Here is a 9,332-nt window from a genome sequence, read left to right on the forward strand (position 1 = left end):
CGGCGAGTTCGCCGCGGGTACGGAGGAGGTCGCGCGCGCGCCGCGCGTCGCCGTGTTCCTGAGCGGCGAACGCGGCGCAGAGGGGGATCACGTCGTCGGTGAGGGCGTCGGGTTTGAACGCGGTATCGGCTCGGTGCTGGAGGATGTCGCGGAGCTGGTTGGCGTCGTACGGCGGGAAGACGATCTCCTCCTCGCCGAGGCTCGACTTGACGCGGGGGTCGAGGAAGTCGGTGAACTTCAGGTCGTTGGAGATCCCCATGATCGAGATGCGCGAGCGGTCGAGCTCGGAGTTCATCCGCGAGAGGTTATACAGCGTGTCGTCGCCGCTCTTCTCGACGAGCTTGTCGATCTCGTCGAGCATGATCACGACCACGCGCTCGTGGTAGTCGACTGCCTCGAAGAACGTCGAGTAGACGCGGTCGGTGGGCCACCCCGTCATCGGCACCTCCTCCATCTCTTCGGCGTCGGATTCGAGGGCCTCGATTCGGTCGTCGAGCTCGTCGACCGAGTCGAACTCGGTGTCAGCGAGGGAGGCGGCAACGTCGCGGCCTGCGGTTTCCGCGGCGTCCGTCGCGTCCTCCCGGAGGGCTTCGAGACGGTCGAGTCGATCCGCGATGACCGCTTGGTTCTCCTCGATGAAGGTGTTCGCGAGCTGGGCGAGGACCCGGTACTGGGTGTCGGTCACCTCGCAGTTGATGTATTCGACCTCGCAGGGCACGTCGTACTTCTGGGAGGTGGATTCGAGTTCCTGTGAGACGAACTTCGCCGAGGCGGTCTTGCCGGTCCCAGTCTTCCCGTAGATGAGGATGTTCGAGGGGGTCTCGCCGCGGAGCGCGGAGACGAGGATCGTCGCCATCCGGTTGATCTGGTCGTTTCGGTGCGGGAGTTCGTGGGGCGTGTACGAGGGCCGAAGGACTTCCTTGTTCTCGAATATCGGCTCGCCCGAGAGGAGGTCGTCGAACAGCCCCTGATTATCCTCGTCGTCGTCGAGGACGACGCCGTCGAAGTCGACGTCGGGCGACGACCGATCGCGACCGCCGTTGTCGATCCCCGCCGTTTCAGGTCGAGCGCCGGTCGAAAGAGCGGCCGTGTCGGAGTCCGATTCACCGACGTCGGCACTCTCGACAACGGAGTCCTCGGCTTCCGGATCGTCACCATCGAAGTCTTCGCTGTCGGAGCCTCCGCTCTCGGGGTCGTCGGTGGGTGAGGTCGGAGACCGACTCGGTGGGGTACCGTCGGAGTCGCTGCTATGGTCCGATTCGTCGCCGTCGTCCGGGTCGATACCGCCGTCGCCCCGCGATGTGTGATCGCCTTCGTCCATGTGAACCCCCTTGTTTCAGGTGGAGACAGCCGCGTAAGTCGCTTCAGACGGCGTCTCCGGTCGGAAATGCGGATGTGTGGTCGGAGCTGCGGGCGACCACGTCCAGTTGATACAGTCGAACCAGATGAAGAGACGGTACAAAAGTGTTCCTCTCTGGAGTTGAAACGGCCCCCTTTAGCGGGGTGTAGGGCCGTCGCCGCGATAGGATACGCCGGCCGACGTGGTCGGTAGATCTGTCGAAAGCTCGAGTCGATCGGGGCGAGCCCGATGGAACATCCCGACCGCTTTTTCGACATTTCGACGAGGCATCGGGTACAGTCGTCCTATCGGGCCACAGCCGCCGCCGTGGTCGACCCGAAATCTTCCGTGTCGTACGTGTGCTACGCGTAACCGTACTGGTAGTTTAACTGTCCGTTAGCGTCTCATTAGTCCGGTCCCGCCGTTCGTCGTCCCATCGTATCGACGGGATCGGTGATACCCCCACACCCCTTCGTTTCGGGTGGAACGGTGATCAGGGTGGGGAGGGGGTTGCGAGACTCGAATTAATATCCGGTGGTTTTATTATATTATATTTAGAACAGTACCCTCGACAATCCTTCACAGATCATATTTGTTGTTGTGGATTTATTTTAATCCGTCTAAAGCATAGAATTATCTGAGCACACCAAACCCGACCTCAGATATCCGCCAACCGCCCCAGCCGACCACGCAGTTCCACCCGAAACGAAGGGGTGGGGGGCTACCAGTCCCTTCGACGTTTCGAGTAACTTCTCCGGCGTTCCGGGCAACTCCTCCAGCGTTTCGGGTAGATGACCCTACCGAGACCGACGAGCAACCCCGTTCCGCAGGTAACTCTCCGGCGAACGTCACGGTCGACGCCGATAGTTTTACCACCCGGTAAACAAACCGTACGTGTACCATGAGACGGCTCCTCACGTCAGAGAAGGTGGTCCGATGACCAGCCCTAGTGACACCGACGCTAGCGACACCGACGCTAGCGACACCGACGCTAGCAACACCGACGCTAGCAACACCGACGCTAGCGACACCGAGACTCGCGCCTCTGCGAGCGGCGGAAAGATCCTGGAAGGCGTCACGGTCCTCGATCTCTCGACGTTCGTCACCGGAGGCTTCTGCTCGGCGATGCTGGCGAACCAGGGCGCGGAGGTCGTCAAGATCGAACAACCCGGCTACGGCGACGCAGTCCGCCATTCCGGTCCGCCGTTCATCAAGGGCGAGTCGCCGTACTACTGGAGCCTGAGCTACGGGAAGAAGAGCCTCGAACTCGACCTGAAGAACGACGACGCCAAGGAGGCCCTGTACGAGCTCGTCGAGGAGGCGGACATCTTCATCCAGAACTTCCGCCCGGGGACCGCCGAGCGGCTCGACGTCGACTACGACACCCTGACAGAGCACAACGAAGACCTGATCTACCTCGCTATCTCCGCGTTCGGGCAGACCGGCCCGTGGCGCGAGCGCTCCGGGTACGACCTCCTCATCCAGGGAATGAGCGGGATCATGAGCGTCACCGGCGAGGCGGACCGACAGCCGGTCAAGGTCGGCCTCCCGATGACCGATCTCATCACCGCTATGTGGGCCGCCTTCGGCGCGACCACGGCCCTCTACCGCCGCGAGCGGACCGGCGAGGGCGAGTACATCGACCTCGGCATGCTCGAAGCCACTCTGCCGTGGCTCACCAAGCAGGCCGGGATGGTGTTCGCGGGCGAGGAGACGAAGCGGATGGGGACGAAAGACCCCGTCCTCGCCCCGTACCAGACGTTCGAGACGAAGGACGGGTTCATCAACATCTGTATCCTCAACGAGAAGCTCTGGGGCGAGCTCTGCGAGGCGCTCGACCGACCCGACCTGCCCGCGGACGACCGGTTCGAGCAGAACGCGGACCGCGTGGAACACTTAGACGAGCTCGAAGCCGAGATCGAGGCCACCCTCGCCGACAAGACGACCGACGAGTGGATCGAGGTCATCGCCGAGGACGCCGGCGTCCCCGCCGGACCGGTGTACAGCGTCGAGGAGGCGCTCAACAGTCCGCAGATAGAGGCCCGCGGTACCGTCACCGAGATCGAACACCCCGAACTCGGCGAGGTGCCCGTGATCGAACACCCGCTCAAGTTCCGCAACGCCGAGAGCGGCTTCGAGCTGCCACCGCCGCTGCTCGGCGAGCACAACCGCGAGGTGTTCCGCGAGCGCGGCTACTCGGAGGCCGAGATCGACCGCCTCGCAGAACTGGGCGTGTTCGGCGACGACCCGGACGACGCGGACGGCGACGCGAACGCCGACGACTGATGGCGCCGAACCCGACCGACTCCACCGACGTCCGCGTCGCCGGCGTCGGAATGACTCCGTTCGAGAGCGACTCCGGCCGTTCGCTCACCGACCTCGCCGCCACGGCCGCCGAGGAGGCCCTCGCGGACGCCGCGGTCGACCCCGCCGACGTCGACGCGCTCCACTTCGGCAACGCCCTCGCCGAGGCGTTAGACGAGAGCGCGGGGCTCGCGAACGCGCTCGCGGCCGCGCTCGGCCTCGACGGCGCCTCCGCCGACCGGATCGAGAACACGAGCGCGACCGGCGCGAGCGCGTTCCACCGCGGCGTCGAGGCCCTTCGCGGCGGCGACGCGGAGACCGCGCTCGTCGTCGGCGCCGAGAAGATGTCCGCGGGCGACACGCGCGACGTCACGGAGGCGATCAGCCGGCTCGTCCACCGCCGCGAGTACGCGCAGGGGCTCACGCTCCCCTCCTTCGGCGGCCTCGCCGCCGGCGCCTACCTCGACCGCCACGACGCGCCCCGCGAGGCGCTCGCCGCGGTCGCCGCGAAGAACCACGGTAACGCGGTCGACAACCCCGTCGCGCAGTTCCGGAAGTCGCTCGGCGTCGAGGACGCGCTCGACTCCCCGGTCGTCGCCGCCCCGCTTCGCCTGTACGACTGCTGTCCGATGTCGGACGGCGCCGCCGCGGTGGTCCTGTCGCGGGCAGCCGACGCCGACGACGACGCCGCCACCGCCGACACCGATCGCCCGCCCGCGCCACGCGTCGCCGGTATCGCGAGCGCGACCGGCACCCACGCCGTCGCCGAGCGACCGGACCCCCTCTCCATCGACTCCGTCCGGACCGCGGGCGAGCGCGTCTTCGACCGCGCCGGGGCCCGCCCGGCCGACGTCGACGTCGCCTGTATCCACGACGCGTTCACCGTCCTCGAACTGATCGAACTCGAAGAGCTCGGCTTCTACGAGACCGGGACCGCGTGGGAGGCGACGCTCGACGGCGACACCGCGCTCGACGGCGAGCTGCCGGTCAACCCCGGCGGCGGACTCAAGGCGCGCGGGCATCCGCTCGGCGCGACGGGCCTCTCGCAGATCGTCGAACTCGTGTGGCAGCTCCGGGGAGACCTCCCCCCGAGCCGTCGCGTCGACGGCGCGGAGACGGGCTTCGCGATCAACGTCGCCGGTTTCGGCAACAACAGCGTCTGTACGGTGTTGCGCGCGTGACCGGCTCCGACTCCGACCGCGTTCCCGGCGATACGGCCTCCCACCGACCGACAGACCGCGACCTCTCCGCGGACCGCGCCTTCGTCTGCGACGACTGCGGCCACCGCTGGTACTACGACCGTCGCCGCTGCCCGGAGTGCGGCCGCCCGTCGGCCGACGCCTCGACGGCTCCACTCGAAACGGGGGCGGTCGTCGCGACGACCGCGGTCGAGACCACCCCGCCGGACGTCCGCGCGCCGAACCGCCTCGCGTTAGTTCGGTTCGGCGACGTTCAACTGATCGCGCAGGCCGCCGACGGCGACCTCGCTCCCGGCGATCGCGTCCGCTTCGACGGGTCCTACCGACTCCGAGAGAGCCGCGAGGGGACCGACCCGCGGCTCGTCGCGGTCGACGACGCCTGACAGCGACACCTGACAGCGACGCCCGATTTTGACGTGAAACTGACTTCGCCGGAAAGCTGACTTCGACGAGAAATTGACTTCGCCGGGAAACGCTCCGCGGAAAAATCGACCGCCGACTACTCGGTGCGTTCCAGCGACTCGAAGATGAACTCGTCCATCGCCTTCCGGGCCTCCTCGGGCGCGTCCTCGTGCCCGAGCGAGATCCGCCGCCCGCGCGCGGCGTGGATGACGTCGGTCACCAGCTGCCCCATGCGCTCCGCGTCGACGTCGCGGAAGACCCCCTCCTCTATCCCTTCCTCGACGACCTCGACGATGCTGCCGCGAATGCGCTCGTAGTGCTCGTTGAACAGCTCGCGGTGCTCGCCGTCGTTTTGCGCGTGCGTGTACAGCTCGTGGTACACCTTCATCCGGTCCCAGTGGCTGAACTCATCGAACTCGGGACCGAACAGACACTGGTCGACGCGAGCGCGTAGCTCGGTCCGCGGGTCCGCGTCGCCCTCGACGACCACGCTACCCTCGTACTGGTCGATGATGTGTTCGAGGAACGAGGACATCAGGTCGTACTTCCCGTCGAAGTGGTAGTGGATCACCTGCCGCGTCAGATCCATCTCCTCGCCGATGTCGCGCATCCGGAGGTCCTTGTACCCGTGCTTGCTCAGCGCGCGGAACGTCGCCTCCATGATCACCTCCTTCGTGTCCTTGGAGGACACCGTCTCGCCGCCGTCGTCGACGTTTTCGCCCGGGGACTCGGCGGACTCGTTCGCCGATCCGCCCTGTGACTCGCTCATACCCACACTCTAGGTGTGAGGTACATAATACGATTGCTCCGTTTCCGATCGCTCCGTTTCCGATCGCTCCGTTTCCGATCGCTCTGTTCCCGATCGCTCTGTTCCCGATCGCTCTGTTCCCGATCGCTCCGCTTCCGATCCCTCCGCTTCCGATCGCTCCGTTCCCGATCCCTGCGCTTCCGATCACTCCGTTTCCGATCCCTCCGCTTCCGATCACTCCGTTTCCGATCCCTCCGCTTCCGATCGCTCCGTTCCCGATCCCTGCGCTTCCGATCACTCCGTTTCTGCGTCCGACTCGGATTTACTGCCCGGTAAACTTTTAACCTCTTGGTCAAACCCTATTATCGAACATGACACAGACGATCGTGCGAAACGGGACCGTGGTCTCGCTCGACCCGGACGTGGGGGAGTTCGACGAGGCCGACGTCCTGATCGAAGACGGGGAAATCGTCGACGTCGGTACCGGGCTGTCGGCGTCGAACGCCGAGGAGATCGACGCCGCCGGGAAGATCGTCGTCCCCGGCTTCGTCGACTCGCACATCCACCTCGCGCAGACGCAGGTACGCGGTATCGCGGGCGACTGGTCGCTCATGGGCGAGTACTTCGACGACATGCTCGGCAACATCACCGGGCTGTATCAGCCGGAGGACATGTACCTCGGCGGCCTCTTCGGCGCGTTCGAGAAGCTCCACACCGGGACCACGACGGCGCTCGACTGGTCGTACCCCAACACGCTCGAACACGGCGAGCGCGCCGTCGACGCGCTCAAGGACGCCGGCCTGCGCGCGGTGTACACCTACGGTCCGCCGGGCGACGACGCGGCGAAGTGGTGGTTCGAGAGCGACGTCGGGCTCCCCGAAGAGAAGATCCGCGCGCTCCGCGAGGAGAAGATCCGCGACGACGACCGGCTCAGCCTCGCGCTCGGGCTCCGCGGCCCCGACTTCTGTACCGAGGAGACCGCCCGCGAAGACCTCGAACTCGCCCGCGACCTCGGCGTCCTCTCGACGATCCACATGGGCGCCGCGCTGTGGCCGTCCTCGGAGTACGGCGGCGACTACCAGGGCTTCGGCTGTATCGAGGACATGCTCGGCCCCGACGTCAACGTCGCCCACGGGAACCACTTCTCGCAGGAGGACGTCGACCACGCCGTCGAGCAGGGGGTCTCCTTCTCCTCGACGCCCGAGGTCGAGATGCAGATGGGCCACGGCATCCCCGTCACCGGGAAGGTGCTCGAAGCCGGCGGCCGCCCGACGTGGGGCGTCGACGTCTGCTCGAACGTCAGCGGCGACATGGGGAGCCAGATGCGGATCGGGATGCAGCTCCAGCGCATGTTCGACAACCAGAAGATCCTCGAAGGCGACGAGGAGGTCACCGAGGTCAGCGTCTCCGCGCGCGACACCCTCGAAATGGCCACCATCGAGGGCGCGAAGGCGCTCGGCCTCGACGACGAGATCGGGACGATCACCCCCGGCAAGCGCGCCGACCTCGTCTTATTCGACGCCGACGACTTCATGACGGCGCCGTCGCACTCGCCGATCCAGACCGTCGTGTTCCAGGCCGACCCCTCGCACATCGACACCGTCCTCGTCGACGGCGAGGTCGTCAAGCGCGACGGCGAGCTGACGAACCCGAAGGTCGACGAGGAGTTCGACCGGTTCGTCGCCTCCGGCGAGCGCCTCCTCGACGAGGCCGGGATCGACCTGTAACGCGTCGCCTCACCTCCCTCTCACCCCACTTCACTCACTTCACATGCGAATCGGACAATACCGAACGACGAACGCACAGACACCGTGGGCCGGCGTCCCGACCGACGACGGCGTCGTCGACCTCGCCGAGGCCGGCGCCGCCGCCGGGATCCACGTCCCGAGCCGAACCAGCGACCTCCTCGCCGACTGGGAGTGGCGCCGGAAGGTCGACCTCGCGGTCGAGTACGCCGAGTCGACCGGGGTCGGCGTCCGCGACCCCGCGGACCTCGAGCGCGCCGCCCCCGTCGACGACCCGCGGAAGGTCGTCTGCGTCGGGCTGAACTACCGCGACCACGCCGAGGAGGGCGACAACGAGATACCCGACGAACCCGTCCTCTTCTCGAAGTTCCCCACGTCCGTCGTCGGCCCCGACGACGCGGTGCGCTGGGATCCCGAGTACACCGAGAAGGTCGACTACGAGGCCGAACTCGTCGCCGTCATCGGCGAGCGCGCGCGCCGCGTCGACCCGGACGAGGCGATGGACCACGTCGCCGGCTTCACCGTCGGCAACGACGTCTCCGCGCGCGACCTCCAGCACGGCGACGGCCAGTGGGTCCGCGGGAAGAGCCTCGACACCTTCGCCCCGACCGGCCCCGACCTCGTCACGACCGACGAGGTGGGCGACCCCCACGACCTCGACATATTCGCCGAGATCAACGGCGAGCGCCTGCAGGAGTCCTCGACCGAGAACCTGATCTTCGGCGTCGACGAACTGATCTCCTTCTGTAGTCGGGCGTTCACGCTCGAACCCGGCGATCTGGTGTTCACCGGCACGCCGCCCGGCGTCGGCGTCTACCGCGAGCCGCCGGTGCTGCTCGGCGACGGCGATTCGGTCACTATCGGCGTCGAGGGCGTCGGCGAGCTCACGAACTCGTTCGAGACCGAGTAGAACTCTCGGATCGTCAGAGTTTATAAATAATCGCCGCCGTGGCGGCTTCGTCGAAATCGCATTCTCCGGACGCGCTCGCATATCGCTAACCAACCTACAAGTGTTCTGGTGTCGTCATATCGACGATGGAAGATCTGTACCTCTACACCGGCTCATTCGCCGTAATCGGAACCTCGATAGGAGGGCCAGCGGTGGCCTCGGTCGTCGCTGGCGAACGCAGTATCCCGATACTGCTCATGGCGATCGGTGGGGTTGGAATGCTCGCCGTCGCCGGCTACGAATCGCTCCGAACCGACCCAGCGGAGTTCACTGCCTCGCCTCTCGCCCTTCTGGCGTTGGTCGGTGCCGCCTGTCTGACTCTTCTCGGAACGGTACTTCCTGCGGTGACCGATTTTTTAGGTGGCATCGACTGACCGAAACCGGAACGGTTTCTCTGCCGAGAATCTCAACGGAGCCCGTATGATGAATTTCTCTACAGCTCCGGCCGTTCATTTATAAATAGCTGATTACAGATCGGCGGTGAGTACCTCCACAGCCCAGTCGCTCGTTTATAAATAGTTGACTACGGATCGGCGGTGAGTACCTCCAAAGCCCCAGTCGCGAGGCTGCCGTACGCTCGCTGCGCTCCTCACTCGGTCGCTCACTCCGCTCGCTCCCTCATTCCGGTGCTTGCGTCGCCTACGGC

General features: G+C 66.0%; 8 protein-coding genes. 6 read left to right on the top strand and 2 right to left on the bottom strand.

The annotated features are described in order from the left end of the window. A partial coding sequence (locus tag B9G38_RS12130; RefSeq protein ID WP_086220534.1) for a Cdc6/Cdc18 family protein occupies positions 1 to 1,321 on the bottom strand: 1,321 nt, incomplete at its 3' end. 954 nt (positions 1,322 to 2,275) lie between these two features. Here B9G38_RS12130 and B9G38_RS12135 point away from each other — a divergent pair. From B9G38_RS12135 to B9G38_RS12145, 3 genes are read left to right on the top strand one after another with little or no spacing between them, the layout of a single operon-like run. Continuing rightward, entirely contained in the window at positions 2,276 to 3,625 is a 1,350-nt protein-coding gene (locus B9G38_RS12135; protein ID WP_198945680.1) for a CaiB/BaiF CoA-transferase family protein, read from the top strand. Beyond that, a complete protein-coding gene (locus B9G38_RS12140) occupies positions 3,625 to 4,824 on the top strand; it encodes an acetyl-CoA acyltransferase (protein ID WP_086220535.1) in 1,200 nt (399 codons plus the stop codon). Before B9G38_RS12135 ends, B9G38_RS12140 begins: the two co-directional genes overlap by 1 nt. Then, positions 4,821 to 5,225, top strand: coding sequence for a Zn-ribbon domain-containing OB-fold protein (locus B9G38_RS12145; protein WP_086220536.1), 405 nt, complete (start codon positions 4,821 to 4,823; stop codon positions 5,223 to 5,225). The genes B9G38_RS12140 and B9G38_RS12145 overlap by 4 nt, the downstream gene beginning before the upstream one ends. Before the next feature lie 116 nt (positions 5,226 to 5,341). Here the strand turns inward: B9G38_RS12145 and B9G38_RS12150 are convergent, their stop codons facing one another. After that, complete coding sequence (locus tag B9G38_RS12150; RefSeq protein ID WP_086220537.1) at positions 5,342 to 6,013, bottom strand: TetR/AcrR family transcriptional regulator; 672 nt, start codon at positions 6,011 to 6,013, stop codon at positions 5,342 to 5,344. A gap of 350 nt (positions 6,014 to 6,363) precedes the next feature. On the opposite strand from B9G38_RS12150, the gene B9G38_RS12155 reads away from it, so the two are divergent. The 3 genes from B9G38_RS12155 to B9G38_RS12165 all read left to right on the top strand — a co-directional run bounded on the left by B9G38_RS12155 (position 6,364) and on the right by B9G38_RS12165 (position 9,060). Continuing rightward, on the top strand, positions 6,364 to 7,719 hold the full coding sequence (locus tag B9G38_RS12155) for an amidohydrolase family protein (protein ID WP_086220538.1): 1,356 nt from the start codon (positions 6,364 to 6,366) through the stop codon (positions 7,717 to 7,719). Between the two features lie 43 nt (positions 7,720 to 7,762). Next, entirely contained in the window at positions 7,763 to 8,647 is an 885-nt protein-coding gene (locus B9G38_RS12160; RefSeq protein ID WP_086220539.1) for a fumarylacetoacetate hydrolase family protein, read from the top strand. Between the two features lie 125 nt (positions 8,648 to 8,772). Continuing rightward, positions 8,773 to 9,060 carry a hypothetical protein gene (locus tag B9G38_RS12165; RefSeq protein WP_086220540.1) on the top strand — a complete coding sequence of 96 codons (288 nt, stop codon included), beginning with the start codon at positions 8,773 to 8,775 and terminating at the stop codon, positions 9,058 to 9,060. Positions 9,061 to 9,332 lie beyond the last annotated feature (272 nt).

The organism is Halorubrum sp. SD612, assembly GCF_002135005.1.

Bases quoted from the DNA above. Each gene is read 5' to 3' on its own strand.
- B9G38_RS12135 (WP_198945680.1), top strand. From the start codon at position 2,276: ATGACCAGCCCTAGTGACACCGACGCTAGCGACACCGACGCTAGCGAC.
- B9G38_RS12140 (WP_086220535.1), top strand. From the start codon at position 3,625: ATGGCGCCGAACCCGACCGACTCCACCGACGTCCGCGTCGCCGGCGTC.
- B9G38_RS12150 (WP_086220537.1), bottom strand. From the start codon at position 6,013: ATGAGCGAGTCACAGGGCGGATCGGCGAACGAGTCCGCCGAGTCCCCG.
- B9G38_RS12155 (WP_086220538.1), top strand. From the start codon at position 6,364: ATGACACAGACGATCGTGCGAAACGGGACCGTGGTCTCGCTCGACCCG.
- B9G38_RS12160 (WP_086220539.1), top strand. From the start codon at position 7,763: ATGCGAATCGGACAATACCGAACGACGAACGCACAGACACCGTGGGCC.
- B9G38_RS12165 (WP_086220540.1), top strand. From the start codon at position 8,773: ATGGAAGATCTGTACCTCTACACCGGCTCATTCGCCGTAATCGGAACC.